We start from the raw sequence: 25,815 nt of genomic DNA, 5'->3' as shown, positions 1-25,815 counted from the left end.
GCTAGCTACTAAGGTATGGACCATGAACTTCGACGCCTCCCGCATGCTCGCCTTCGACCTTGAGACCACCTCCGCCAACCCCAAAGACGCTCGTATCGTTACCTCAGCCCTAGTCCGCATTGATGGACGCGATGTCCAAAAGGTGGAGCACCTTGCGGATCCCGGCGTCGAGATCCCCCAAGCCGCCACCGACGTGCATGGAATTACAACGGAAAAGGCTCAGGCAGAAGGCCGCCCACACGAGGAGGTCCTCAAAGACACGGTTGATGCCATCAAAGCAGCGTGGGACGACGGCCTGACGCTCATTGTGTATAACGCGGCCTTTGACCTTACCGTCCTGCGCAGCCTTACCGGCGATTTCACGGTCACCGGCCCGGTCTTTGACCCGTACGTCATTGACCGCGTGAGCGATAAGTGGCGCAAGGGCAAGCGCACCCTTGGCGCGGTGTGTGAGCACTACGGCGTGGAATTGGGCAATGCGCATGAGGCCACTGCCGATGCCCTCGCTGCCGCCCGCGTGGCCTGGAAGCAGGTTCGCCAGCACTACCCGAACCTCGCGCAGATGGACGAAAACGAGCTCATGGAGTTCCAGGCGGTCAAGTGGTACGAGGACCGCGTCGCCTTCAAGAAGTACTTAGAAGGCAAGGGGCGCGATGCCTCCGATGTCTCGACGGCGTGGCCGTTAATTTCCTAATTCCCTTGCCATATTTCTAGAGTTTTGGAATTCTAGAAATATGGATTCCTTAGAATCGCGCATTGCCCACCTCGAGGCTCGCGTCACAAAACTCGAAAACCCCGCCCCTGACCCCATCGAATCATCCGCAAGCGAGTCCACCATGTGGCTTGCGGATGCGCTTGAACCTTCTGACCAGCTTCCTGAGGGGTCCGTCATTTTTGGCGGCAACATCACCACCGGCCTAGGCTCCTATGTCTACCAATGGCAGCGCCCAACAAACACAGTGACCGCTGGAGACTGGACCGATAATCTCGACCGCCTCGCTGCATTGGCACACCCCGTGCGCGGTGAAATCCTGCGCCGCCTACTTAGCTCACCAGCCACCGCCACAGAACTGGTGGAAGAGGAAATCGTCACCTCCACCGGCACCGCCTACCATCACCTCAGTGCGCTTACTAATGGTGGCTGGACCACCAAGACAAACGGGGAATACTCAATCCGAGCGGCCCGCGTCATCCCCCTGCTCACTATCATTACCGCAAGCGAGGATCACTAATGCGAAAGCGAAAAATGGCGCTAGCCATCACCGCCACCATCATGACAGCGGTCCTCTTACTCATGATTGGGCCGCGGCGGATCGCTGTGGCCACCACGGAAACAGGCGACGCCACTCTGTCCGCCACACTGCGCAAACACACCGAACCGGGTTTCAATAATCTCACCGCCTTCACGCTGCACGAAGGGAAAGCCACCTTCGCAGGACTCGGTGCGAATGAACACACCGAGGTGGAAATCGGTTCGGTGACCAAGATGTTCACCGCAGAATTAGCTCACCAGCTTGTGGAAGAAGGAAAGATAAGCCTTGACACCACCGTGGGCGATGTACTGGATGTTGGCCAAGCACCCATTTCCGAGGTCACGGTACAAGAGTTGCTCAACCACACCTCAGGATTACCCCGGCTAGCACAAGGGAATATTTTCGCTGATGCAATCACGGCGGTCACTGGTGCTAATCCCTACGCAGGTGAGACCACCCAAGATATCCTCGATGCTGCCACCGAAGCGGATCTTAAAGATCGTGGAACAGAGACTTATTCCAATATGGGATATGGACTACTCGGCCACCTCCTGGAAACGGCAGCAGATACATCCTATGAAGACCTGCTTCAGGAGAGAATCTTTCAACCTGCCGGAATGACGGAGACCTACCTCATGACCCCAGGGGCGGTCCCCGGTGATGCCCCACGGGGCCTTACTGCCACCGGCCGGGAGGCCGATCCATGGGAGATGGAAGGCAGCAATGCCGCAGCGGGCGCATTACGATCGACTGCACATGACATGGCAGCTTTCGCTGAGTGGATTATGGATAACGGCGATATGGCCTATGGCTGGCAAAAAAGCGAAGACAACCAAAGCTTCTGGCACGACGGCGGAACGGGTGGCTACTCCACAATGCTCATCATAGATCCGGAAAATAAGCGCGCAGCCTTCGCCAATAATGACACTCCGATGTGGACTAGTGACCTCGCCCAAGCGCTATTCGATGACATTTAAGGAATTCCAATGATTACCACCCTAATCCTTGCCGCCATCACCGCATCCGAAGTGTGGGGCACATGGAAAGCGCTCAAAAAACCATCTTCCCCGGGGATGCTTATCGCGTCAGCGATTATCAGCATCGTCATAATCGCCTTCATTGGTAACGCAGTTCCGTGGTACAGGGAAGTCAACTACGGATGGTGGTACGCTCTCGTAGCCGCTTGTTCCCTACACATGGGCGCCGTCGCCTGGCGTATTTACACAGACCGCAGTGAAAAGTCTCCGAAGACAGATAGCCTCGGGCGCGCCGCTTAAAGGTCGCCCGCATCGCGGGTGAGGATCGCGGCAGTCTCGGTTACAGAGCGCAAGGTGCTTGCCGATGCCCCAGCCGGAAACACATCAAAGTGATCCACGAGCAGCTCACGCGGCATGCCAATGTGGTCCAGGTGGCGGGCAAGTGAAATTGCTTCTGCCCGCGCGTCTTTGCCGGAAAGTGCGACACCGACTCGGCGGCCTTCGGAAAGGTGCTCGCCCATCCCATCGAAATGCTCCGGGGTGGAAAGGCGGTCGCGGTAGTGCGCATCAACGAGGAATGTTGTCGCGGCCCCAGCCACCGACCACAGCGGCGGACAATAAAGATAATCCGCCTCAAAGCGCAGGAGGGTCTCGAGTGCCACCTCGTCAGGGACGGCGGGTATCGAATCGAAGTCGGTGGTTCCTGGAATGCGGCCAGCGATGACATCGGCAAGCAGCGGCTCATCCAGTTGCACCACGACCTCGCCGTGGAAGCGGCGTGCGACGTCTGTGGCGTGGGTGCGGATGCCGTGCAGCAGGGCATCGGAAAGCTCTGCAAAGGCACCGGAATCAGTGAGGACGCGGTGGCCATCGGCAAGCTCAATGCTGGCCGCCAGCGACCAGGGGCCGAGAGCCTGTACCTTGACGTGAGGGACGGTCTCTCCCCACACCTGCTGCACCTCATCGAGATCGCGCTCGAGGCGGTCCCACGCGCGGCGAGTAAGCAGCTGGGGACGGGCCGTCATGCGCCACGAACGGGGGCCGCGATCGATAGTGATGGCCTCGAGCATGCTTGCGGTACGCCCCACCGAATCGGAGCCCAGCCCGCGTTCCGGTAGCTGCGGGATGGCGGGAAGCTCGGTCTCGCCCATAATGATGTCCGCTGCCTCCGCCATAGAGGTGCCGGGCATGGGCCCGAGTGCGAATCCGGTCATTTACACGGTCTCGCAGATGGTGCCGGAACCAATGACGATATCACCCAGGTCATCCGGGGAAGGCAGGTACAGCACTGCGGCCTGTCCACGGGCAACGCCAGACAGTGGCTCCTTGAGCTCCAATCGCATCGAATCAGCGGCGCGGTCCACGTGGGCAATGCACGGCACTACGGAACCGTGCGCACGGACCTGCACCTCGCACTCAAAGTCGCCGTCCATACCAGGGTGCAGGTACTTGAGGCGATCAGCCCGGATGGCGGTAACCGCCAAGTCCTCGCGCGCGCCAACAGTCACCGTGCCCGTTGCGGCGTCGATATCGGTAACGTAGCGCGGGCGGCCATCGGCAGCCGGGGCCTTGATGTCCAGGCCCTTGCGCTGACCGATGGTGTAGTTCCACGCACCATCATGTTCCTTAAGCTCCGTTCCCTCTTGGTCCACGATCATGCCGGGGCGAAGGCCGATCCGCGATCCAAGGAACTGCTGGGTATTTCCGTCTGGAATGAAGCAGATGTCATAAGAATCCGGCTTCTTCGCTGTGGAAAAACCGTGTTCCGCAGCCTCTTCGCGGATTTGCGGCTTGGGGGTATCACCGATGGGGAAAAAGCAGTGCTCCAGCTCCTCAGCGGAAATGACGCCGAGCACATATGACTGGTCTTTATTCTCATCCTTGGAGCGGCGCATGTAGCCATCATCATCAAGGGTGGCGTAGTGGCCGGTCGCAACGGCATCAAAGCCTAGGGCCATGCCCTTTTGCAGCAGCGCGCGGAACTTAATCTTCTCATTGCAGCGCAGGCAGGGATTCGGGGTTTCACCGCGGGCATAGGAATCCACGAAGTCCGTGATGACCTCTTCCTTGAATTCCTCCGAAAAGTCCCATACATAGAACGGAATGCCCAACTTATCGCAAATGCGGCGGGCATCGGCGGAATCCTCCAACGAACAGCAGCCGCGGGCCTTTTCGCGCGTTTGCTGCGCGTCCTTATGCAGGGCCAGGTGCACGCCGACGACATCGTGGCCAGCCTCCACCGCACGGGCGGCGGCGACAGATGAGTCCACGCCGCCAGACATTGCTACCAATACTCGCATTGCATTCCCCTTTAAATACCTCGACTACAGGCCCGAAAGTGTACTCCCTTGCCCCAACGCAGCTTAAATCGATTCCATTCCCTAAGCTTGAATCCCATGGGTAGAAAGCGAGCTGCGAACAGGTCAAGCATTGCCGGGACCTACGAGATATCCACCGGCACCGCCGAGGTTGTGCCAGATGAATTCCGCGACGGAGCCTATATCCTTAACGTCAATGGCGTTCCTAGCAGCCATATCGTGCTGGGCGAGCCGCAGGAACTCGACTTTGAATATATGCGCTGGATCGCAGCGGCAGTGGAGCAGCTTAATACGGTCTCCCCTAATAAGCTGCGCGTTACCCACCTCGGCGGGGCCGGCTGCTCACTCCCGCGCTACTTCGCCGACCTTTGGCCGGACAGCCGCCATACGGTAGTCGAGCTTGATGCTAAGCTGGGCGAATTAGTCCGCGAGCTTTTCGATGTCCCCCGTTCTCCCACCGTCAAGATCCGCCCCGGCGACGCCCGAAAGGAAACCGAAGGTTTTCTGCCCGCCAGCCGCGATATCATTATCCGCGATGTCTTCGCTGGGGATACAACGCCGAAAAACCTGACCACGGTGGAGTTTTTCCAAGCGGCCAAATCATCCCTTTCTGGAGGCGGGCTCTACGTGGCCAACTGCGGCGATCACTCGGACCTCCAGTTGGCGAAGAAAGAATTGGCCGGGCTTTCTGAGGTCTTCGATCACCTCGCTGTAATCGCTGACCCGCCCATGCTCAAGGGGCGCCGATATGGAAACATCATCTTGCTGGCCTCAGATACGGAACTGCCAGCTGAGGGCTCGGTACAAGCCGCTCAACTGGCAAAGGCACTCTTAGGCGGGGCCGTTCCCGCACACTTTAAGGATGAAAGCTGGACCCATAAATTCTTTGCTGGAGCTACTTCAGCACGCGATTGAGCAAGTCAGCTACTTGATCGGCATCGAAATCCGGCACGTCAGCACCGGCTTTCTTCGCCGCATCCTTAGCTTCTTCGACCTGATTGCCGGAAACTTCGCCCTTGTCGACGCCATTGACATGGCCCGCGTTGTCAAGCAGTAGTGCCAAGTCGCCGACGGTGAAATCACCGACCGCCATCTTGCCAAGTTGCTTCAGAGGTAGAGCGTCCTCGTCTTCCAAGGCCTTCACAAAGGCCGCCAAGCCCTCAGCAGCCTGGGCATCGAGGCCGGCGTCTTTGGCGGCATCGGCAAGCTGGGGCATTGCAATGAGGCCAGCCGCAAGGGCGAAGATTGCACCAATCACCGGCGTGCTATCGGAGCTAAGGTCCACACCATCGTCGAGGACGAGGCTATCGAGCGCGCCGCCGATATCGACGTAATTGCCGCCGCTAAAAGACTCTAGCTGCTGCTTCGAGCCATTAAAGAGGTTCAAGTCCACATCGGTAGGAATACCAGCGACCTTGCCCGATCCAGAGCGCTGCCAGAAGGACAGGTTCTTCCACCCACCCACTGGATCCGGGGCTTCATCCTGGTATGCCGCCAACCACAGTGGCATATTGGAGAACTTCTGGGAGTTATTCATCTCACCCATCCAGAAGTACTTGTAGGTATAAATCATTGGGGTGCGGTTGGTCAGGCGCTTGAGCTCGGAGGTAAATTCCTCGATCCAGCTCTCCAACTGGGAGGCCGACTTGCCCTCGGAGACCTCGATATCAAGCACCGGCGGCAACGTCTGATTCGGCGCCAACGCAATCTGCGCCGCAAAGTTAGCCGCCTGCGTCTTCGCATCGCCAGCTGGGCGCGCATAGTGGTATGCGCCAGTCTTCAGGCCGTGCGCATTGGCCGCTTGGATGTCTTTAACGTAGTGCGGGTTAATCCAGTCCCCACCCTCGGTGGCCTTAACAAAGGCGAAGGACTGGCCGTCAGATTTCACCTTATTCCAGTCAATAGGCATGCCACCGGGGTGCTGGTGGGCAGCAATATCGATGCCTTTCGGTGCGCTGTTTCCCAATGCTGCCTGCGCGGCAGCGGTCCCGCTCACCGTGACTGCAACTGCAGCGATAACCGCGATGATGCTCTTGCGGAGTGCCCTCATAGTTGTCATGCGCGAGAGTCTAACAATCATTCACACTAACCACATTTGCAACACGCGTACCACGCGTGGGAATTTTTCACTCCCCTATCCAGTTTTCGGAAATTTACCATTTAGAACACATATTCACTTTTCGGCTTGCGGGAGTCAAACGGATAACTTATGGTAAACCTATGAACATTAGCAACTTAGTGCGAAACTCGGGGGATAATCGCCATGGAACCCTACTACCTCATCACTGATCCACACGATGACATAGCAGTTAGTGCCACGTGTAATGGAAAATCCGACTACCTACTCTGGAAGGAAATTCGACCAATTTTAGAAGATGATTTCGATATTGCGTGTCATACGCTGGCAGGTCGCACCGGCTTAAGCGAACGGCGCACGAGGGATATCACCATGGCGCTATACCGCTTAGAGGAATTGCCACGCACAAAACTGCTGCAGGAAACCTACTACTTCCTCGACTTCTCTCGGCTTATCACCATTGATGCGGTCTTAAGCAAACTTGGCGAGGTAGACAGCGGCGTCCTTCAACGCATAGACGCCGAATTGGAAAAATACCTGACTCCCACAAAACCGGGTCAAAACTTTCCATCAAATGCTGCCCTTCGCCGAAAGCTCAATGGCCTCATCACAATGGAATCACCGGACACAACAGGTGATAAGGAATCCGAGGAAGAGGACGGGCGAAATGACTCCTATTTCATCTACCCCACCGCGGGCGGACGAGCAGGGTTAAACGTAGAGTTCGATGAAGATACACTCATCCTCATTGACGAGGTTGTTCAGCGTACTTCGGAAGGGCACGGACTCAGTAAGGCCGATGCACTGGCCCAGCTGATACTCGGAACCATCGAAGATAAATCTCAGGTACACCTTTATATGTACCGCGCCAGCGACGTAAAAGCGGCTCCAGGATTTATCCAGGGCTACGGGTGGGTTCACCCAGATACCGCTGACCGTCTAACACCGACCACTACCCGGGACATGGACCAAGCGGCAACAAGGGTAAGCCCGGCCTACTCCACCCCGCCGCTCATCGGTGCCTATGTGGAAGGCCGCGATGGTGTGTGCCGCTGGCCTGGGTGCAACCGCCCAGCCTACAGGTGCCAAAAAGACCACCGGATCGATTTCTCAGAGGGAGGAAAGACGACGGCTGGAAATTTAGCCTCGCTGTGCCAGCACCACCACAACGTAAAGACGGATAAAAGCGCCTTTTACATCATGGATCCGCACAACGGGGATATCATCTGGCTCTTCCAAGACGGACGGTGGGAATACGATGAACCGCAGGGACCGCTAGCGACGAAGAATAGGAACTGGGCACTGACCGTTGCCCAGGCAATCGCCGCCCGGCGGAATGCTGCCAAAGAAAGGGCTGATACTTAAACCGTGCGGGCTCGGGCGACGACCTCTGGTAAATGCGCGAGCACGTAATCCACATCGTCTTCGGAAGTAAGGCGTCCCAGAGTGAACCGGAGGGACCCAATTCCTTCTTCCTCGCTGACACCCATTGCAGAAAGCACATGGGACATGCGGTTGACGCCTGCGCTGCAGGCACTGCCAGTCGATGCCTCAATCTGCAGCGAGTCCAGCAACATGATGAGGCTATCGCCATCGGTGCCGGGGAAAGAAACGTGTAGGTGCGACGGCAAGCATGGCTCGGTGGAATTCACTACAACGTTGTCGATGGATGAGAGGATCCCATCCCGCAGCTTATTCCGAAGTGCAGCGATGCGCTCGCCCTCGGCAGCGCTTTCTGCGATCGACTCCTCCAACGCAGCGGCGAGCGCGGAGGCGCTAGCTACGTCTACCGTGCCAGGGCGAAGTCCGCGTTCTTGCCCGCCGCCGAAGGAAATCGGCTGCGGCGCAGGGGTGCGCTTGGCCAAAAGCACGCCAATACCGCGCGGGCCACCAAATTTGTGGGCGCTGGCGGCAAGCGTTGTGATGCCCAATTCCGCAAAATTGATGGGCAGCTTGCCCGCTACCTGCACCGCATCCACGTGCATGGGAATACCGGATTGTTGCGCGGGGGATGCGAGATCCTCGATGGGCTGAATCGCACCAGTTTCGTTATTGGCCCACATGCAGGTGGCAAGATCGGCAGGTTCCGCGAAGGCGCCCCCATCGCTGATATGCCCGCTGCGGTCCACAGGGAGCAGATCCACGGTGGCGCCGGCTTGGGCAAGCTTGCTCACGGTATCGCGCACCGCTGGGTGCTCAATATCCGTCGAGATGATGCGATTGGTATTTCCCGCCGCATAAAGCCCCTGGATAGCGATATTATCCGCCTCGGTGCCAGAGGAGGTAAAGATGACCTCGATGGGTTCGCACCCAAGGAGGGAGGCGACTTTCTCGCGGGCATCGTCAAGCACGGAGCGGGCCCTACGGCCAGAGGCGTACTGCGCGCTGGAGTTGAGCGATCCGGAGGCGGCAACCCATGCGTCGATGGCGGATTGGCGCATCGGCTGGGTTGCTGCGTAGTCGAAATAGTGCGGCATTACTGGCGCGCCTTCAATTCCTCGGTCAAAGCTGGGGCGATTTCGTGCAGGTCTCCGACGACGCCGAGATCGGCGATTTGGAAGAACGGTTCATCTTGGTCCTGGTTAATCACCACGATGGTGCCGGAGGTCTGCATGCCCGAGGTGTGCTGAATGGCACCGGAAATGCCCAAACCAATGTAGAGATCTGGCGACACGGTCACGCCTGTCTGGCCCACCTGGTGGGTAGCGTCGTAGAAGCCTTCATCGACGGCGTCGCGAGTGGCACCGACGGCGCCACCGAGGGCATCGGCAAGCGGCTCTACGATCTCGCCGAACTTATCGCCGACGCCGCGGCCGCCGGAAACCACAACCTTGGCTGCGGTGAGCTCGGGACGGGCGGACTTCTCGACCGGAGTAAAGGAATTAACCTTGACATCCTTATCGGTTGCCGCAGGCAGTGGCATTGGGGCCGCCTGAGTTTCCACCTGCTGGGGCTCCGCCGCAACGGAACCCGGCTGCAGGGTATAAATCGGGCAGCTGCCAGTGGCCTGCGAAGTGGTCTCGTAGGTGCCGCCGAAAATGGTCATCGTTGCAGACCCATCCGCCTCAATGGAATCCACATTGACGAGTGCACCGGAGGCCAGGCGGGCGGACAGGCGGCCGGCAATCTCGTTATTCGTCGGGCTGGCGGCCAGAACGATGGGCGCCGGATTGGCTGCGCCCAGGGCGTGCAAAGCATCAACCTCAGGGGTCACCAGGCGCTGGTCATAATCCTCCGCCGTTGCCTGCACCACCTGGGCGGCGCCGAGGGCGGCTAGATCGGCATCGAAGGCATCTGCCTGCTTGCCGACGACCACCGCAGACACCGTCCCCAATTCGCGTGCAGCGGTAATGAGCTCACCGGTAACGGGGAGAATGCTGTCTGCATCGTGTTCAACAAGTACGTAAACGTGAGACATTTCTACTCCTAAATCAAGTTCTTTGCGGCAAGGAAGTCAGCAATCTTCTTCGCAGCATCCTGCGGCTGTGGCTCCGAGATAACCTCGCCGGCCGTGCGCGGAGGGCGCTTGGAAGAAGAAGTGACCGTCGTGGTCGGTGCAATGGCATCAATGCCCAGGTCGGCCACGCTCAATGTGGTGATCTCTGCCTTCTTAGCTGCCATAAGCCCCTTGAAATTGGGGAAGCGCGGTTTATCAGCCTTATCGGTGACGGACACAATCGCAGGAAGGGCGGCCTCGAGCTCCCAGGTTCCGCGGGCGTCTTCGCGGCTGCCTTTTACCGCGCTGCCCGAAAGTTCTACCTGGTGCAGCTCGGTCAAGGCGGGCAGTTGGCGGTATTCAGCGAGCAATCCAGCCAGCGTTCCGGTCGAGGCATCGGAAGCCTCATTGCCCAAGGTGATCAGTTGGACATCCTCTAGCGTGTTAATCGCTGCGTTCAGGGTCCACGCGGTAGACAGTGCATCGGCGCCGGCCAGTGTGTCGTCAGATACGAGGACCGCGTCATCTGCACCCATCGCAAGGGCCTTGCGGAGGGCCTCGTCTGCTTGTGCGGGGCCCATCGTTAAAGCGACAACACGGTAGTTTTCATCCGGATTATCATCGCGCAGGCGTAGCGCCTGTTCCACGGAGTATTCATTAATCTCATCAATGATGTTGTCCACGGAGATGCGATCCAGGGTGTGGTCATCCTCCAGAGATTTGGTGGACCACGTATCCGGTACATGCTTGACCAGAGCCACAATCGTTGGCATTGGGGGCACTCACCTTTCCGATAGATTTATGTTGCGTAATTCTCTTCGGACGATAATACTCGGGGTTGGCAAAGCAACGCGATACCCTGTGAGCCAATTCGCGTAATGATGACCGCGAATGGCCGCGATCCCTTCAACTTCATCTGCTTTCTTAGCTGATCAGGGTCCACGTCTACGCCGCGCACAAGGATTTCTAGGCTGCCTGCATCATAAGATTTTAGTACCGATTTTAGGCGCTTTAGGGGGACCTTTTCTATGAATGGAAATCCCGACATTCCCTGCGGGATGCGATCCCCTGTTAGGTACGCAATCCGCGGATCGATCTGCCACAATCCTTCGCGCGCCGCATAATGCTGCACGAGGCCCGCGCGCACCACTGCCCCATCGGGGTCAATGAGATACGTACCGATCTCGCCCGCCTCTGGCAGGTTGTGCTCTTCATCCGTGAGGACGTCAACTGACTCGCCCTGAATCATCACCGCGTGCCTGCCCGTGCCGAGGCCAGGTGTGTAGAGGCACGCCTCCTTAACTGCTCCATTGACGCTGCTTACGGTGACCAATCCGTCCCAGTCACTGAAATCGAGACCGGGTGCGCACTTGATGGCCAGGTGTGCGTCCCTGTGCGCAGCGATTAGGTCCGGCAGCGGTGGCAGCAAATCCTCCGGGCGGGAAATCCGCCGCCCTGCCTTCCTGCGGGCGGGATCGGCGATGATGACGTCCGCCGTGGTGGTCGTAGTGAGCGCATTTGCTTGAAAGAACGAGTCAGAATCCAAATTATGCCGGGCCATGGCAATGCGCGAGGCGTCGATATCGGAGCCGAAGTAGTCAAGGCCCGACCCGTAGCCTTCGGTGCCGATGGAACACGTGACATCGTGGACGGTGCGCATCCCTTTCTGCTGCAGGAATTCTGAGCGATAGCGCGCGACAGGCAGCGGGGTGGCTTGCTGGGCGGAATCGGCATCCATAAGCCAGGTCTCAGGCAGCTTTCCGCCCCGCCGGGCAGTAAGTAGCTCCATGGCGCAGCGCGCATAATCGCCGTAGGCAGCTTTCAACTTTTCCAAATCCTTCAGCTGCGAAGCCTTGCTCAGCTCCAAGTCCCAGCTGGAAAGTTCGGCGTTATGCTCGCTTAAGAAACGGACTTCATCAATGTTAAAGCTCATATTCGCTCTGTAGGGGTGGTCGCGAAATATTCCGCGTATTGCGGATCGTCGCGGAGGTCGCCGATAACGGGGCGAAGGTCGGACGAAGAGGCATCATCAAGCACCTCTTTGACGGTGGAGTACTTGCATAACCGTTGCATTTGCGCCCACGTGGGAACTACGAGACGGACGAGTCCGGCACGCCAGCCCTCCAAGATAAGCTGCGGCGAAAACCAGCCAGCGTCATCGGCCTCATGCGTGTCCCCGTCAGGCTCCTGCCCGCTCGGTAGCAGACCGACGAAGAAAAAAGTATCGAACCAATGGTTTTTGCTTTGCCCCACCCACCGGGCCCATGGAAGGATCATATCGGCATCGACGCGCATCCCGTTATTGCTAAGAAACTCCGTAAAGGAAATGGTGTGGTCTTCTAAGAGCCGGCGCTCGTGGTGATAGCGGCGTGCATTAGAAATCGTGCCGTCATCCCGGATCGCAAACAAGGTACCGGATTCCTCAAAGAGCTCGCGGGCCGCGGCAAAGACCAAGGCGTGGGCCTTGTATTTGGTGACTCCCATCCGCCGAGCCATAGCCACAACGGACTTTCCGGCCCACAAGTCACCGGAATCCCACGAACGCGGTGGGAAATCGCGCGGGTCTACCCCACCGCCAGGAAATACGGCATGGCCTGGGTAGTTGCGCATGGTGCTCACGCGTTCTTGCACCCAGACCTCGAGCCCGTCGGGGCCATCGCGAAGCAAGAGCACGGTCGCCGCCATGCGCCCACCGTTAAACCCGGTGGTATCGCTGGCGTCGATCGCATCGAGCTGGTCATGAATCTCGTTGGTCATTAAGACGTCCGGCGGGCAAAGTATCGCTGCCCAATGCGATCCACTTGGATGGGTTGGCGGAAGGCCTGGGACAGGTTCTCCGAGGTCAGCACGGAGTTAATGAGACCCTTTGCTACCACTTTGCCTTCATCCAGAAGCATCGCGTGGGTAAAGCCATACGGGATTTCTTCCACGTGGTGGGTAATCATGACGATGGCTGGGGCATCCGGATCCATCGCGAGATCGCCCAAGTACCCCACGAGGTCCTCGCGCCCGCCGAGGTCCATGCCGGCAGAAGGCTCATCCAGGATCAACAGCTCCGGATTGGACATCAAAGCGCGGGCGAGGATGACGCGCTTCTTCTCGCCTTCCGAAAGCGTGGTCCACGTGCGATCCTTTAAGTGGCTAGCGCCAACTTGGGCCAAGATGTCATCGGCGCGGGAAAAGTCCATGTCTTGGTATTCTTCGCGCCACCGGCCCAAGACCGCGTAACCGGCAGAAATGACGAGGTCATAGACCCGCTCATCCGCGGGAATGCGCGATTGCACGGCGGCAGAGGAAAGACCAATCAGCGCGCGCAGATCACGCATATCGGTCTTGCCAATTTGCTCGCCCATCAAAAAGGCCGTGCCCTTGGAGGGAAATTCCTCCGCGGCCGCCATGCGCACCAGGGAGGTCTTTCCGGCACCGTTCGGCCCGATGATGACCCAGCGTTCATCGAGCTCGACCTGCCAGTCCACGGGCCCTACCAAGTTCTTGCCACCGCGGCGAAGCTCCACGCCGCGGAAGTCGATGAGCCAGTCTTGATCAGTTGGGGTTACATCGTTCACGCCTTCCATTGTGACTGATCTATTCACCGCCCGCAGTAATTGACACAGCTCCGCTGGTTTTAATACAGCGCGCTTGCCAGCTTCGTGCGCGCTTCAAGAACGCGCGGATCATTGCCGGCAAAGAGGCCGAAGAGCTCGAGCAGGCGTTCCCTGAGCTGCGCCTTCTCATCGCCGGCGGTGACTTTCATGGCCTCGATGAGGCGGTCAAAGGCCTTTTCTGGGGCACCTGCCACGACTTCGGCATCGGCGGCACGCATTTGCTTGCCGATGTCCCCCTTATCCCCATCCGCAGCAGCAATCGGGTCCTCGGTTTGATTGGCCGGGTCCAGCCGCTTGAGAAGCTTCGTTGTGTCCCGCGCCTGCTTAATCTGCGTATTATCAGGTTCCGCTTCCAAGATGGATTCGTAGACCTTGATCGCGCCATCGAAATCGCCGGAGTTCAGGAAGGATTCTGCCTCCTGCAAGCGAGGGTCGTCCTCTTCTTCCTCTTCCGCTGCGGACGGTGCAGACTCAAGTCCCTTGAGCTGCGGTCCGACGTTTTCTACCAAGCTATCCAGCCACTGCTTGAGAGCATCCTTTGGCTGGGCTCCCTCGAAATTGGTCAGCGGTTGACCGGCGCCAATGGCAACCACGGTAGGTAGGTTCTTCACGCCGAAAGCCTGCGCCACCTGTGGAGTAGCATCCGCATCCACATAGCCTACGAGGAAGCTAAGGTTGCCAGCCGTAGCTAGTTCCTGCAGGTCCTGCTTCAGCTGGTCGGACTGCGTAGAGCGCGGGGTGCCGATAAGGACGACGACAGGTACCTCAGTGGAGCGGCGCACCACCTCGGTCTCAAAATTCGCCTCGGTGACGGTAAAAAATGGCTGGACTCCACTAGCCTGCCCAGCCACCGGCTGCTCTTGTGTCTGCTGGCGAGCTTCCGCACGCGCCTTGACCTGGCTGAGATCGAGGGCACCGCCTACATAAGCATTATTCGCAGAAGTCATTAATCCTCCTTAGCTAAACGCCGATTCACGGCGTCTACTTTATCTGTCAGTTGATTCTTCACGCCTTCGCGGATATCAGCCTTAATAACCAATGAGGTACGCGGCGATACCGCACGCACCGCTTCGGTGGCCTTTTTAATCGTGCCGAAAACCTCGTCCCACTCGCCTTCTACAAGGGTGAACATGGCGTTGGTTTCATTAGGCAGACCTGATTCCCGCACCACGCGGACCGCCTCCGCCACGGCATCGGCCATCTCGCCGGAATCATTATCCACCACTGCGGGTGCTACTGAAAATGCAACAATCATGCCCGCAAGTCTACCTTCGCTCCCAGCAGTGCCGGTGCCAATGACGGCGGTCATCGCCCTGCCTGCCGGTATCGCGCGGCCAGGCGACGATGTGGGCAACCCCAGGCGGAATATTTTGATTACACCCCGGGCAAATATAGAATTTTTGCGCCCGCGCGGAGCCAATATGCCGCATTATATAAGGCTCCCCGTGGGTCCAGCTTGGTCCCTCGACCGTCTGCGAACCAAAGAAGGTAGAGCCGTCCTTGGGCAGTGGCCGGAATTCCTGTGGTTTTCGCCTATTTCGCCGGGGCATTAAAACAACCGCAATTCTTTCGACTCGAGTCCGCGCAGCTCCTGATAGTCCAGAACCACGCAGCGGATGCCGCGGTCTTCGGCAAGCGTTCGAGCTTGCGGCTTAATCTCTTGCGCAGCAAAAATGCCAGATACCGGAGCGATTAGTTCATCGCGGTTCAATAGCTCGAGGTAGCGGGTCAATTGCTCTACTCCGTCGATCCCGCCGCGGCGCTTGACCTCCACGGCAACATTCCGGTTATCAGCATCTTTAGCCATGATGTCCACTGGGCCAATAGCCGTGGGGTACTCGCGGCGCACGAGGGTGAAATTAGAACCCAGCGTGTCGATCTTTTCGGCCAAAAGCTCCTGTAGGTGCGCCTCCACGCCATCCTTTACTAGGCCGGGGTCTTCGCCCATCTCGTAGGAGATATCCTCGTGGATTTCCGCGATAGTGATGCGCAATTGCTCACCCTTCGGGTTTTCCACTAGCCACAAGACCTCGCCGGTGTCATTGCCATCCACGTCCTCGATGACGGATTCACTCACCGTACACGGCGGTGTCATCCAATTCAGGGGCTTGTACGCGCGGTCATCGGCATGCACCGATACCGAGCCGTCTGCCTTGACAATGAGCAGGCGGTCCGCCAAGGGCAGGTGGGCGTCGAGCCGTCCCACGTAATCAACTGAACAACGGGCGATTACTAAGCGCATGGCTACTACCCTAGCCTGTTGCTATTGGCGCTTGGACTGCCGGGTGGCTCGCTCCCGCAACTGCTTGTAATCAAAGCGCTGTTGCCGCTTGGACGGCGCCGCCTCGACCCAAGCTTCGAAGGCCATGATCCCGCGGGCATCGGAAGCCAGCTCGTATTCCGCATCCCCGGTGCTAAAGTGCACTACCTCGGTGGCATCAGACATGAAAGAAGCCTCGTCATCATCCAAAGAACGGGAGTTCAAAATGGTGATGTCGAGGCGGTTAAACCACAGGTTATAGCGCGGAAATACCGAGCGCAGTTTGAAATATTCCACGACTTCCCCGGTATAGCGCAGCACGCCATGGCGCCAAGAAAAGCTATCTTTCGCCGGCATTGAGCGCAACAACACCGCGGTTCCGCGCGAGCGCAGAGTAAAAAATCGCAGGGCCGCCAGCAGAAGTACTAGCAATACCACCAACGCTAAGGCCCACAGGACCACCGAGATAACCGTCGAATTCATGGGCTCCACACGCCATCCTTGGTTAGTGAAAGAACATTTATTTGGATTGTAGCGCCTGATTCCGCTTCTGCGCCAATAGGCAAAGACAAAGAAAACGTGAAAAAGCGCACCGGATAAATTCCAGTGCGCTTTTCTGAGAGCAGGAAGGGCGGCTATTGCTGCCCTCTCCTACCAATCCAAGGTTTATTCAGCCTTTGCTGCGCGGCGAAGTGCACGCAATGCAGCCTCACCGCGGGACTTGGTGAGCTCATGAGCCGAAGAGGAATCCTCTTCCGCCTTGGCCTCATCCACCTCATCGGACCAGATGGCCCAATCAGCGAGGACGGTAATCTTGTCCTGGGTAACGGAGAGGAAGCCACCCTGGACGGCGGCAACGCGCCGCGCGCCATCAACTGGGTGGATGGTCACTACGCCATTGTCGATCAACTGACCGATCACAGGCTCGTGACCGGGAAGCACGCCGATCTCACCCTCGGTGGTCTCAGCCGTCACTATGGAGGCCTGACCAGACCACAATGAGCGCTCGACGGAAACCAATTCGGCGGTGATGTCAGCCATGTGCCTCTCCCTACTTCTCGTTCAACTTCTTGTATGCGGCTTCGACGTCGTCCAAGCCACCCAAGCCGTTGAAGGCCTGCTCTGGGTAGTGGTCAAACTCACCGTTGCAGATGCGCTCGAAGGCATCGATGGTGTCCTGCAGCGGCACGTAAGAACCCTCCAGGCCAGTGAACTTCTGCGCAACGAAGAAGTTCTGGCCCAAGAAGCGCTCAATACGGCGGGCACGCTGCACGGTCACCTTGTCTTCTTCAGACAGCTCGTCCATACCAAGGATGGCGATGATGTCCTGCAGTTCCTTGTTTTTCTGCAGAATACCGATGACGCGCTGTGCTACCTCATAGTGCTTCTCGCCCACAATGCCTGGCTCGAGAATACGAGAGGTAGAGGTCAGCGGGTTCACTGCTGGGTAAATACCCTTGGAAGCAATGGCACGGTCCAGCTCGGTCGTCGCATCCAAGTGGGCGAAGGTCGTAGCTGGGGCCGGGTCAGTGTAGTCATCGGCAGGCACGTAAACGGCCTGCAGAGAGGTAATGGAACGACCCTTGGTGGAGGTAATGCGCTCCTGCAACACACCCATCTCATCAGCCAAAGTTGGCTGGTAACCCACGGCGGAAGGCATACGACCCAGCAGGGTGGATACCTCGGAGCCGGCCTGGGTGAAACGGAAGATGTTGTCAATGAACAGCAGCACATCCTGGTTCTGCACATCGCGGAAGTACTCCGCCATGGTCAGGCCGGACAGAGCCACGCGCATACGGACTCCTGGTGGCTCGTCCATCTGGCCGAAGACAAGTGCAGTATCTTGCAGAACGCCCATCTCTTCCATTTCCAGGAAGAGGTCGGTGCCCTCACGGGTGCGCTCGCCGACGCCAGCGAAAACCGACGTACCGGAGAACTCGCGGGCAATACGGGTAATCATTTCCTGGATCAGGACGGTCTTACCCACACCTGCACCACCGAAGAGGCCAATCTTGCCACCCTTAACGTAAGGGGTCAGCAGGTCAATGACCTTGATACCAGTTTCGAGGATCTCGGTCTTGCCCTCGAGCTGGTCGAACGCTGGTGGCTCGCGGTGGATGCCCCACTGCTCGCCATCGCGGCCGAGGCCCGGCTCATCGAGGCAGTCACCGAGGGCGTTGAAGACGTGGCCCTTGACGACGTCGCCGACGGGTACGGAAATAGGCTCTCCGGAGTCGACTACCTCGGCGCCACGGACAAGGCCGTCGGTAGGTGCCATGGACACGGTACGAACGAGGTTGTCACCGAGGTGCTGAGCGACCTCGAGGGTGACGGTCTTTGCCACAGCTTCGAGCTTAATCTCGACGTGGAGTGCGTTGTACAGGGCCGGAAGTGCCTCGCGTGGGAATTCCACGTCCACCACCGGACCGATGACGCGCACGACACGACCGGCGACTGCCGAAGACTGTGCATTCTGCTCTTGCAGAGCTGTAGTCATAATCTAGTCACTTTCTGCGCTGTCAGATAGCGCGCCAGCGCCACCGACGATCTCTGAAATTTCCTGGGTAATCTGCGCCTGACGGGCCTGGTTGGCCACACGAGACAGGTCATTGACCATCTCGGTTGCGTTGTCAGTAGCAGATTTCATAGCTGTACGGCGTGCAGCGGACTCGGAAGCCGAAGCCTCCAAGAACATAGCAAACAGGATACGCGAGACGTACTGCGGAAGCAGCGCGTCCATCAGGGTATCCGCGTCCGGCTCGAACTCGAAGTCCGCGGAAATGTTATCCACTGGCTCCGGATCCTCCAGTGCGGAGTCACCCATCTCGTACTCCTCGCCCTGCACTACCGGCTCAACGGGCAAAAGCTGCTGTGCACGCGCGGTTTGGGTCAGCATGGACTCAAACTCGGTGTAGACCACATGCACCTGGTCAAAGCCGGTAACACCTGCACCTTCACCTTCCGCGTGCAGGCCCTCGCGGCCCTTGGTAGTGCCCTTAGAACCAGCAACGAAGCCATCGATCATGTGGCGACGCACATCGTGGGTGCCCTCCCAGGTTGGGTCCTGAGAGAAACCATCCCAGCTGCCCGCTACCTCTTCCTCACGGAAGTTGTAGTGGCCGATGCCCTTGCTGCCGGCGACGTAGCGAACTACCTCGTAGCCCTTGCTTTCGAGGAGGGCCTTGAGCTGGGCTGCCTTCTTGAAGACGTTGTTGTTGTAGCCACCGCACATGCCTCGGTCAGAGGTGATTACGAGAATCGCGGCGACATTGCCGTCTTCACGCTCACGCAGCATAGGGTGCTCTAGCGTCGACGCTGCAGCCAACCTGTTCATGACGTTGGTCAGCTCAATCGCGTACGGCTGAGAGGCTTCCACCCGAGCCTGCGCTTTGGTAATGCGCGAGGTAGCAATGAGCTCCTGGGCTTTAGTGATCTTCTTAGTCGAGTTCACGGACCGGATGCGGTCGCGTAATTCGCGAAGATTAGCCATCGTTTCTCCTCCCTTCTTTCATATAGACGGTTAATTACGAGAGCTGAACTCTACTTAGCCGTCTTCCGGGAGACGTTGAGCTCGGTGCTTTTCACGTCATTTTCGTCCAAAGGATCTACAGGCTCTTCGGTGCCCAAGTTGTTGCCCTCGGAGGTGCGGAACGTAGGAGCGAACTCCTTGGCTGCAGCCTCGAGTGCTTCCTTGGACTCATCGCTAAGCGCCTTGCCGCCGGCGATCTGCTCAAAGACCTCTGGAGTATTGGCGTTGAGGTACTCGTGCACCTCGGCCTCGAAGCGGCGAACGTCTTCGACGGGAACGACGTCGAAGATGCCTGCCTCGGCGAGGTAAATGGATACCATCTGGTATTCCACCGGCTGTGGCGAGGACTCGGACTGCTTCAGCAGCTCAACCAAGCGGGAACCGCGCTCCAGCTGCGCCTTGGACGCAGAGTCAAGGTCAGATGCGAAAGCAGCGAATGCCTGCAGGTCACGGTATGCAGCCAAGTCAAGACGGAGGTTACCAGCAACCTTCTTCATACCCTTGGTCTGTGCCGCACCACCAACACGGGAAACGGATACACCGACGTTAATAGCCGGGCGCACACCCTGGTTGAAGAGGTCGGACTCCAAGAAGACCTGACCGTCAGTAATGGAAATGACGTTGGTCGGAATGAAGGCACTAACGTCATTAGCCTTCGTCTCGATGATGGGTAGTGCGGTCATAGAACCGGCACCCATGTCATCGGAAAGCTTGGCAGCGCGCTCCAGCAAGCGGGAGTGCAGGTAGAAGACGTCACCTGGGTAGGCCTCGCGTCCCGGCGGGCGGCGTAGCAACAGCGAAATTGCACGGTATGCCTCAGCCTGCTTAGTCAAGTCATCGTAAATGACCAAGACGTGGTTGCCCTGGTACATCCACTGCTGACCCAACGCAGCACCGGAGAATGGTGCCAGCCACTTGTAGCCGGCGGAATCAGAAGCTGGGGCTGCCACGATGGTGGTGTAATCCAGCGCGCCGTGCTCCTCAAGGGTGCGGCGCACGCTGGCGATGGTCGAGCCCTTCTGGCCGATGGCGACGTAAATACAACGGACCTGCTTGTCCTTGTCGCCGGACTCCCAGTTCGCCTTCTGGTTCAAAATGGTATCGATGGTCACCGCAGTCTTACCGGTCTTACGGTCACCAATAATCAGCTGACGCTGACCACGGCCGATCGGGGTCATCGCATCGATAGCCTTGATGCCGGTCTGCATTGGCTCTTCAACCGGCTGGCGCTGCAGCACGGAAGGTGCCTGCAACTCGAGGACGCGCTCCTCTTCGCTTTCGATTGGGCCCAAGCCGTCGATGGGCTGGCCCAGTGGGTTAATAACGCGGCCGAGGAAGTCCTCGCCCACGGGAATGGAAAGGACCTCGCCGGTCCTCTTAACCTCGTCGCCCTCCCTGAGGGACTCGTAGTTACCCAAGACCACGACACCAATGGAGTTAGTGTCAAGGTTCTGTGCGACGCCAATAACGCCGCCGGGGAACTCGAGCAGCTCATTCGCCATAACGGATGGCAGGCCAGAAACCTGCGCAATACCGTCAGCTGCCGAAATGACCACGCCGACCTCCTCACGGGAGGCCTCCGCGGAGTAGCTCGAGGTGTAGTTCGCAATCGCACTACGGATCTCGTCGGAGGAGATCGTCAGCTCCGCCATGTTCTTCCTGCTCTCGGTAGTATCTTCCAGCACTTACTTAAATCGTTTCTGTCGTTTCGGCTACACCATCTGGGCACGGAAGCGGGCAATCTTGCCTGCCGTCGAGCCGTCAATGATTTCATCGCCGACGCGGATGCGCATGCCACCGAGGAGGCTGGTGTCAACCTCAGAGTGAATGGACATCGCACGACCATAAATTTTGCCCAGCTTCTCAGCGAGTACTGCCTGCTGGCCTTCATTCAATTCACCCGCAGCGACTACGCGCGCGATGGTGCGACCCTGCAGCGCTGCTGCAGTATCGGCCAATCCGGCAACGTCATCAATGGGGTTCTGCTCTGGGCGGCTGATGGCCTGCAGCGCGAGCGCTTCAGTAAACATCGTCACCTTGCCGTAGAGCACATTTGCCAGCAATCCGCGCTTGCGTGCGGATTCAGCAGTTCGATCGGAAAGCAGCTGGGTAAGCTCGCCCTCGCGGTCCAGAATCTGTGCCAAGCGGAAAAGCTCGTCTTCGACCTGGCCCAACTGGCCCTGCGCCTCGGCGGCGCGCAGCAATGCGCGGCGACCCAAGGATACAAGCCCGTTGACGAAGTCCTTCGGCGAAGACCATTGGTTCGCCGCAGCTTCCTGCAGGATGCTCAGGGCACCGGCAGAAACCTTGGACCCAAAGAGATTCTCGGCCAAGGACTTGCGCGCTTCAGCCGGGGCGGCGACGTCAATGAAGGACACGCGCAATTCGCGGTCACCATCCAAAACGTCGACGACCTCGAAAATGTCTAGGCCCGCTTGGACTGCACTAGCGACGTTCTTATCGCCAGCGAGGATTTCATCCACACGGGACTGTGAGTTCGCGAGTGCTTCGCGGCTAGCTGCCTTCATAGTTGCCTACTTTCCGGCCGGTGCCACAGAGTCGAGCTCGGACAAAAAGCCATCGATAGTAGAGGACTTCTTGGAGGCGTCAGAAAGCTCGCCGCCCAGAATCTTTTCTGCCAAGTTGATGGAGTTCTGTCCCATTTCGGAACGCAGCTCAGTAACAACCTGCGCACGAGAAGCTTCCAACTGCTTTTCGCCATTGGCGACGATGCGGCGGGATTCCTCTTCCGCTTGGCTCTTCGCGTCAGCCTCGATCTGCTTGCCGCGCTCGCGCGCCTGCTCGCGGATCTCGGCTGCCTCTGCGCGGGCATCAGCCAGCTGAGCATTGTACTTTTCTAGAGCAGCTTTAGCCTCGGCCTGTTGAGCCTCAGCGCGCTTCATGCCGCCCTCAATCCGGTCTTCACGCTCTTCGAGCAACTTGGTGTAACGAGGAAGTACGAACTTCCAGAACAACCAGAGAATTACGATGAAGCACAGCAAAGACCAGAAAATGTCATAGTTCTTGGGCAGAAGAACGGAGAAGCTACCCGAACCTGGGTTCTCCTCGCCCTCTGCTGCAAGCAAATAAACGACGTTATTCATAGGTCTCCCGTCTTAAAAGTTTCGGTTTGGAAAACTCGTACTTTTAGAACAGGAAGCCGGCAACGAGGCCGATAAGGGCCAGGGCCTCGGTGAAGGCGATACCCAGGAACATGGTGGTACGCAGCTGGCCGGCCATCTCCGGCTGGCGAGCCATAGCCTCAACGGTCTTGCCGGCGACGATGCCGATACCGATACCAGGGCCGATAGCAGCCAGGCCGTAGCCGATGGTGCCGAAGCCTTCGAACGTCGTAGCAGCATCCTGTGCCAGAATGATTTCGTTCATGGTGAAAGTCGTTCCCTTTCGTAAAAAATCTTCAGTCCGTATCGGACCGAATGTCAGTGTTGTGTAATTAGGTGGATTACTCGGTCGCGCTCGTCGACCTCGTCCTTAGTGCGAATCAGCGTGCAAGGACAACTCAATGTACACCGCCGTCAACAAGGCGAAGATGTACGCCTGCAAGAAGATAACCAGAATCTCGAACAGGCTCATAGCCAAGCCCAAGACCACGGTCAGTCCAGACAGGACGGTCCAACCATTTAGCTGCCAGAAGAAGAAGTTCGTAGCAGAGAAGAGAAGAACCAGGATGATGTGTCCAGCAAGGAAGTTCGCCATGAGACGAATTGCAAGGGTAACCGGTCGCAGAATGAACGTAGAGAAGAACTCAATCGGTACCACCAAAAGGTGCAATGCCGGTGGCAAGTTCGGAATCACTACGGAGGAGCGAATGAACTTGCCCAAGCCGTAGCGCTTGGCGCCGGCGTAAATCATGACGATGTACGAAACGGCTGCCAACACAATTGGCATACCAATACGACCGTTGGGCGAGACGTTAAGTCCCGGAATAACGGTCGCGACGTTCATAAACAGAACCGCGAAGAAGATGCTAGCGATAATTGGCAGGAATCGCTTTCCCTCCTTCTTACCCAAAATGTCCTCGGCGATATGGACGCGGACGAAGTCGACCGCGTTCTCGCCTACATTCTGAATGCCAGAAGGAACCAACTTAGGGTTCTTAAAGGCAGCCCAGAAAAGGATCACCACAATTAGCGTCATCAAAATGCGAATCAGCATCAGGCGATCAAGCGCGAACCATCCATCGGCGAAGTCGCCGAAAAATAGATGGTCGGCATCAATTTGCCCCGGGAAGAATTCTTCACCTAGATCGGGCGTATGGAAGTGCCCTTTCATAGCCAATGTTGTAACGCTCAGCGTTCTCTCCCGTGTTCGGGCCACACAGCCAATAGCTGGCCTCTGTGGTGCGATGGACGTCTCAAACTCTCTGCCTTGAACACGGACTCCGTCGCACATCAGCGTGAACAAGACAGGGATTTACCGTGCAGGATTCAAGCGCAACACTTAACCCCGCGGTAACCCGTTGCAAATCGTATCAGCTGGATCAACAGTTTTCGCACGTGGGGGCCCCATAAGCCACACCCGATAGCGCCATTTCCGCCTTTTGCCATACAAAACCGCGCTATTCCTGCCCAATTCACAAACGTGCATTTGATCACACCCTCAGGTCAACACACCTCCTCGGGGGTGACCAACTTCCATTAATGCCAGCATGCAGGCATAAAAAGGCCGCCGCGCAAGCCTGGTGCGCGACGGCTTAACTCTTTTTGCCCTACTCAGGACACGTAGGTGATCCTGGAGGTGACCACGGCCCAGACCTCAGAGCCTAAGGTAACGATGAGTGCTACGACGACGGTGAGAAACAGCGCCCACGTGTCATAGAAATCCATGTCCCGGATAATGGCCAGAACTCCGATGAGGACGATCAACTTGATAAGCCAACCGCCCAATACCACCGCGATGGTAGTGGAGGGCGTCGAGTGGGCGGTAAAGAGCACCGACAGCGCGGTAAATAGGACAAAGCCGCCGCCGAGGGCAGCGCCGACGAGAACGCCCCAAAGCCCGGCGACACCTTGTGCCCCGCCCCAGACGGCGAGAGAAATGATGGTAAAGATGCCGAGGGCCGTAGACCCCTTCTTTACGGCGCGCTGCAGCGGCAGGCGCGGGTCATCGAAATTAGGATTTTCCGTTGTGTCACTCACGGACATTCACCCTACCTCACGCACTCGGCGAGTCACGCAATACGCAATCATCCGACGACCTGAGCCCAATCTTACCCTGCCGCAGTGGAATCAGCGTCGCGCCAAAGGCAATCAACAACGCCATGATGGACAGGCCGATTGCAACTGGCGCTGGCACGATGGAAAACGACACCGCACCAAAGGCCACCGCGGACACCCAGAGGTACAACACGAGCACGGTGCGTCGGTGCGTATGCCCCAGAGACAAAAGGCGGTGGTGGATGTGTGCCTTATCCGCAGAAAACGGCGAGCGCCCCTGGGATAGGCGGCGAATTACCGCCCAGACAAGGTCTAAGACTGGAATAAACACCGCAGCGATCACCACGAGGATGGGTGACATAAGCGCCACGATGTCCACGGTGCCGTAGAGGGACATGTTGATCTTGCCGGAGGCGGAGGTGGAGGCCGCAGCGAGCAAGAGGCCGATAAGCATGGAGCCGGAATCGCCCATAAAAATTCGGGAGGGCTCAAAGTTATGGGGCAAAAAGCCTGCACACATCCCCACCAAAGCGGCGCTAATAATTGCGGGTGGATACGCCGATACCGCCCCACCCTGGTCATGCAGGACGGTCAGCGAGAAGACCAAGATGGCGCCGCCTGCGATGAGCCCAAGGCCAGCAGCTAAGCCATCGAGGCCGTCAACGAAGTTGATGGCGTTGATGAGCAGGACCGTGAAAAAAGCGGTAAGGAGGGTGCTTTGAATCTGGTCGAGTACTACCGTGGTGCCGCCGCCGAAGGGAATGAAAAGCAGCGTCCAGGTTAGGCCCAGACCACTCATCAGGGCGGCGGCAAAGAGCTGCCCAAAAAGTTTAATGAGGGCCCCGAGTTCCAGGTAGTCATCGGCAATCCCCAAAAGCACAATGGCCAGCGCCGCCCACAACACCGCACTCATCTCTGGGGTCACGGGCATAAACCCGCGAGTCAAGGCTGGGAGCTGGGCTGCGAGGAATATCGCTGCCCCAAAGCCGGTAAACATGGCGAGCCCGCCCATGCGGGGCGTCGGCTGCGAGTGGGAATCGCGCAGGCGAATTTCTGCCACCCGGCCCGTGCGGACCAAAAAAGACCGCACCACTCCGGTGGTCAGGTAGGTAAATGTCGCTGCAACGAGGATGACCAAGGCCAACTCGCGCAGCGGTACGCCAGTGCCGCTCACGCGAAATGC

At 58.1% G+C, this 25,815-nt stretch carries 30 protein-coding genes; 6 read left to right on the top strand and 24 right to left on the bottom strand.

The genetic code is table 11. From position 1 onward, the window contains the following. Positions 1–22 precede the first annotated feature (22 nt). The 4 genes from QP891_RS03505 to QP891_RS03490 are packed head-to-tail and all read left to right on the top strand — an operon-like array spanning position 23 to position 2,530. Positions 23–694: a 3'-5' exonuclease gene (locus QP891_RS03505; RefSeq protein WP_284769970.1), complete on the top strand. Its 672-nt coding sequence runs from the start codon at positions 23–25 to the stop codon at positions 692–694. A 40-nt stretch (positions 695–734) separates the two neighbouring features. After that, complete coding sequence (locus QP891_RS03500) at positions 735–1,232, top strand: ArsR/SmtB family transcription factor (protein ID WP_284769817.1); 498 nt, start codon at positions 735–737, stop codon at positions 1,230–1,232. Continuing rightward, positions 1,232–2,230, top strand: a complete 999-nt coding sequence (locus QP891_RS03495) for a serine hydrolase domain-containing protein (protein ID WP_284769818.1) — start codon at positions 1,232–1,234, stop codon at positions 2,228–2,230. The genes QP891_RS03500 and QP891_RS03495 overlap by 1 nt, the downstream gene beginning before the upstream one ends. Positions 2,231–2,239: 9 nt before the next feature. Next, complete coding sequence (locus tag QP891_RS03490; RefSeq protein WP_284769819.1) at positions 2,240–2,530, top strand: hypothetical protein; 291 nt, start codon at positions 2,240–2,242, stop codon at positions 2,528–2,530. On the opposite strand, the gene QP891_RS03485 is transcribed toward QP891_RS03490, so the two are convergent. Both QP891_RS03485 and mnmA read right to left on the bottom strand, forming a co-directional pair. Further along, positions 2,527–3,444 carry a uroporphyrinogen decarboxylase/cobalamine-independent methonine synthase family protein gene (locus QP891_RS03485; protein ID WP_284769820.1) on the bottom strand — a complete coding sequence of 306 codons (918 nt, stop codon included), beginning with the start codon at positions 3,442–3,444 and terminating at the stop codon, positions 2,527–2,529. The genes QP891_RS03490 and QP891_RS03485 overlap by 4 nt on opposite strands. Further along, positions 3,445–4,530 (bottom strand): tRNA 2-thiouridine(34) synthase MnmA, encoded by a 1,086-nt coding sequence (gene mnmA / locus QP891_RS03480; protein WP_284769821.1) that lies wholly within the window; start codon positions 4,528–4,530, stop codon positions 3,445–3,447. It abuts the gene before it with no gap. Positions 4,531–4,626: 96 nt separating this feature from the next. Between mnmA and QP891_RS03475 the strand changes: the two genes are divergently transcribed. Then, positions 4,627–5,463, top strand: coding sequence for a spermidine synthase (locus tag QP891_RS03475; protein WP_284769822.1), 837 nt, complete (start codon positions 4,627–4,629; stop codon positions 5,461–5,463). Here QP891_RS03475 and QP891_RS03470 read toward each other — a convergent pair. After that, positions 5,444–6,607, bottom strand: coding sequence for a glycoside hydrolase family 25 protein (locus tag QP891_RS03470; RefSeq protein ID WP_284769823.1), 1,164 nt, complete (start codon positions 6,605–6,607; stop codon positions 5,444–5,446). The two genes, QP891_RS03475 and QP891_RS03470, sit on opposite strands and share 20 nt — an antisense overlap. A gap of 204 nt (positions 6,608–6,811) precedes the next feature. On the opposite strand from QP891_RS03470, the gene QP891_RS03465 reads away from it, so the two are divergent. After that, on the top strand, positions 6,812–7,990 hold the full coding sequence (locus QP891_RS03465; RefSeq protein WP_284805842.1) for an HNH endonuclease signature motif containing protein: 1,179 nt from the start codon (positions 6,812–6,814) through the stop codon (positions 7,988–7,990). On the opposite strand, the gene QP891_RS03460 is transcribed toward QP891_RS03465, so the two are convergent. The 21 genes from QP891_RS03460 to QP891_RS03360 all read right to left on the bottom strand — a co-directional run bounded on the left by QP891_RS03460 (position 7,987) and on the right by QP891_RS03360 (position 25,806). Continuing rightward, positions 7,987–9,102 carry a cysteine desulfurase family protein gene (locus tag QP891_RS03460; protein WP_284769825.1) on the bottom strand — a complete coding sequence of 372 codons (1,116 nt, stop codon included), beginning with the start codon at positions 9,100–9,102 and terminating at the stop codon, positions 7,987–7,989. The genes QP891_RS03465 and QP891_RS03460 overlap by 4 nt on opposite strands. Next, positions 9,102–10,043 (bottom strand): electron transfer flavoprotein subunit alpha/FixB family protein, encoded by a 942-nt coding sequence (locus tag QP891_RS03455; protein ID WP_284769826.1) that lies wholly within the window; start codon positions 10,041–10,043, stop codon positions 9,102–9,104. The genes QP891_RS03460 and QP891_RS03455 overlap by 1 nt, the downstream gene beginning before the upstream one ends. 8 nt (positions 10,044–10,051) lie before the next feature. After that, the gene (locus tag QP891_RS03450; protein WP_284769827.1) at positions 10,052–10,834 is read right to left on the bottom strand and encodes an electron transfer flavoprotein subunit beta/FixA family protein; all 783 of its coding nucleotides are present in this window, start codon (positions 10,832–10,834) and stop codon (positions 10,052–10,054) included. A 26-nt stretch (positions 10,835–10,860) separates the two neighbouring features. After that, the gene (locus QP891_RS03445; RefSeq protein ID WP_284769828.1) at positions 10,861–11,994 is read right to left on the bottom strand and encodes a THUMP-like domain-containing protein; all 1,134 of its coding nucleotides are present in this window, start codon (positions 11,992–11,994) and stop codon (positions 10,861–10,863) included. Further along, on the bottom strand, positions 11,991–12,818 hold the full coding sequence (locus QP891_RS03440) for an NUDIX hydrolase (protein ID WP_284769829.1): 828 nt from the start codon (positions 12,816–12,818) through the stop codon (positions 11,991–11,993). The genes QP891_RS03445 and QP891_RS03440 overlap by 4 nt, the downstream gene beginning before the upstream one ends. Beyond that, a complete protein-coding gene (locus tag QP891_RS03435) occupies positions 12,818–13,636 on the bottom strand; it encodes an ABC transporter ATP-binding protein (RefSeq protein ID WP_284769830.1) in 819 nt (272 codons plus the stop codon). The genes QP891_RS03440 and QP891_RS03435 overlap by 1 nt, the downstream gene beginning before the upstream one ends. 50 nt (positions 13,637–13,686) lie before the next feature. Beyond that, entirely contained in the window at positions 13,687–14,613 is a 927-nt protein-coding gene (locus tag QP891_RS03430) for a tetratricopeptide repeat protein (RefSeq protein WP_284769831.1), read from the bottom strand. Further along, the gene (locus QP891_RS03425) at positions 14,613–14,921 is read right to left on the bottom strand and encodes a thiamine-binding protein (protein ID WP_284769832.1); all 309 of its coding nucleotides are present in this window, start codon (positions 14,919–14,921) and stop codon (positions 14,613–14,615) included. Before QP891_RS03425 ends, QP891_RS03430 begins: the two co-directional genes overlap by 1 nt. A 10-nt stretch (positions 14,922–14,931) precedes the next feature. Beyond that, positions 14,932–15,216, bottom strand: a complete 285-nt coding sequence (locus QP891_RS03420; protein ID WP_237791990.1) for an Rv1322 family protein — start codon at positions 15,214–15,216, stop codon at positions 14,932–14,934. Further along, on the bottom strand, positions 15,216–15,908 hold the full coding sequence (gene nucS / locus QP891_RS03415) for an endonuclease NucS (RefSeq protein WP_005280206.1): 693 nt from the start codon (positions 15,906–15,908) through the stop codon (positions 15,216–15,218). The genes QP891_RS03420 and nucS overlap by 1 nt, the downstream gene beginning before the upstream one ends. Before the next feature lie 21 nt (positions 15,909–15,929). After that, the gene (locus QP891_RS03410) at positions 15,930–16,409 is read right to left on the bottom strand and encodes a DUF2550 domain-containing protein (protein WP_284769833.1); all 480 of its coding nucleotides are present in this window, start codon (positions 16,407–16,409) and stop codon (positions 15,930–15,932) included. Between the two features lie 183 nt (positions 16,410–16,592). Next, complete coding sequence (locus QP891_RS03405; RefSeq protein WP_023026361.1) at positions 16,593–16,967, bottom strand: F0F1 ATP synthase subunit epsilon; 375 nt, start codon at positions 16,965–16,967, stop codon at positions 16,593–16,595. Positions 16,968–16,977: 10 nt separating this feature from the next. Then, positions 16,978–18,423 carry a F0F1 ATP synthase subunit beta gene (atpD, locus tag QP891_RS03400; protein ID WP_005280201.1) on the bottom strand — a complete coding sequence of 482 codons (1,446 nt, stop codon included), beginning with the start codon at positions 18,421–18,423 and terminating at the stop codon, positions 16,978–16,980. Between the two features lie 3 nt (positions 18,424–18,426). Further along, entirely contained in the window at positions 18,427–19,416 is a 990-nt protein-coding gene (locus QP891_RS03395) for a F0F1 ATP synthase subunit gamma (protein WP_284782567.1), read from the bottom strand. Between the two features lie 50 nt (positions 19,417–19,466). Continuing rightward, positions 19,467–21,107: a F0F1 ATP synthase subunit alpha gene (gene atpA / locus QP891_RS03390; protein WP_284769971.1), complete on the bottom strand. Its 1,641-nt coding sequence runs from the start codon at positions 21,105–21,107 to the stop codon at positions 19,467–19,469. A gap of 60 nt (positions 21,108–21,167) precedes the next feature. After that, positions 21,168–21,983 carry a F0F1 ATP synthase subunit delta gene (locus QP891_RS03385; RefSeq protein ID WP_284769836.1) on the bottom strand — a complete coding sequence of 272 codons (816 nt, stop codon included), beginning with the start codon at positions 21,981–21,983 and terminating at the stop codon, positions 21,168–21,170. Positions 21,984–21,989: 6 nt separating this feature from the next. Beyond that, the gene (locus QP891_RS03380; RefSeq protein ID WP_023026357.1) at positions 21,990–22,559 is read right to left on the bottom strand and encodes a F0F1 ATP synthase subunit B; all 570 of its coding nucleotides are present in this window, start codon (positions 22,557–22,559) and stop codon (positions 21,990–21,992) included. A gap of 43 nt (positions 22,560–22,602) precedes the next feature. Then, the gene (locus tag QP891_RS03375) at positions 22,603–22,842 is read right to left on the bottom strand and encodes an ATP synthase F0 subunit C (RefSeq protein WP_005280196.1); all 240 of its coding nucleotides are present in this window, start codon (positions 22,840–22,842) and stop codon (positions 22,603–22,605) included. A gap of 105 nt (positions 22,843–22,947) precedes the next feature. After that, on the bottom strand, positions 22,948–23,748 hold the full coding sequence (gene atpB / locus QP891_RS03370; RefSeq protein WP_023026356.1) for a F0F1 ATP synthase subunit A: 801 nt from the start codon (positions 23,746–23,748) through the stop codon (positions 22,948–22,950). A 440-nt stretch (positions 23,749–24,188) separates the two neighbouring features. Continuing rightward, the gene (locus tag QP891_RS03365; RefSeq protein WP_284769837.1) at positions 24,189–24,620 is read right to left on the bottom strand and encodes a Cg1360 family ATP-synthase-associated protein; all 432 of its coding nucleotides are present in this window, start codon (positions 24,618–24,620) and stop codon (positions 24,189–24,191) included. Between the two features lie 10 nt (positions 24,621–24,630). Then, positions 24,631–25,806 (bottom strand): MraY family glycosyltransferase, encoded by a 1,176-nt coding sequence (locus QP891_RS03360; RefSeq protein WP_284769838.1) that lies wholly within the window; start codon positions 25,804–25,806, stop codon positions 24,631–24,633. Positions 25,807–25,815: the final 9 nt, after the last annotated feature.

Source organism: Corynebacterium sp. MSK310 (assembly GCF_030227355.1).
Classification (GTDB): Bacteria; Actinomycetota; Actinomycetes; order Mycobacteriales; family Mycobacteriaceae; genus Corynebacterium; species Corynebacterium rhinophilum.
The sequence above is the reverse complement of the archived record's forward strand: the minus strand, read 5'-3'. Positions and strand labels throughout refer to the sequence as shown.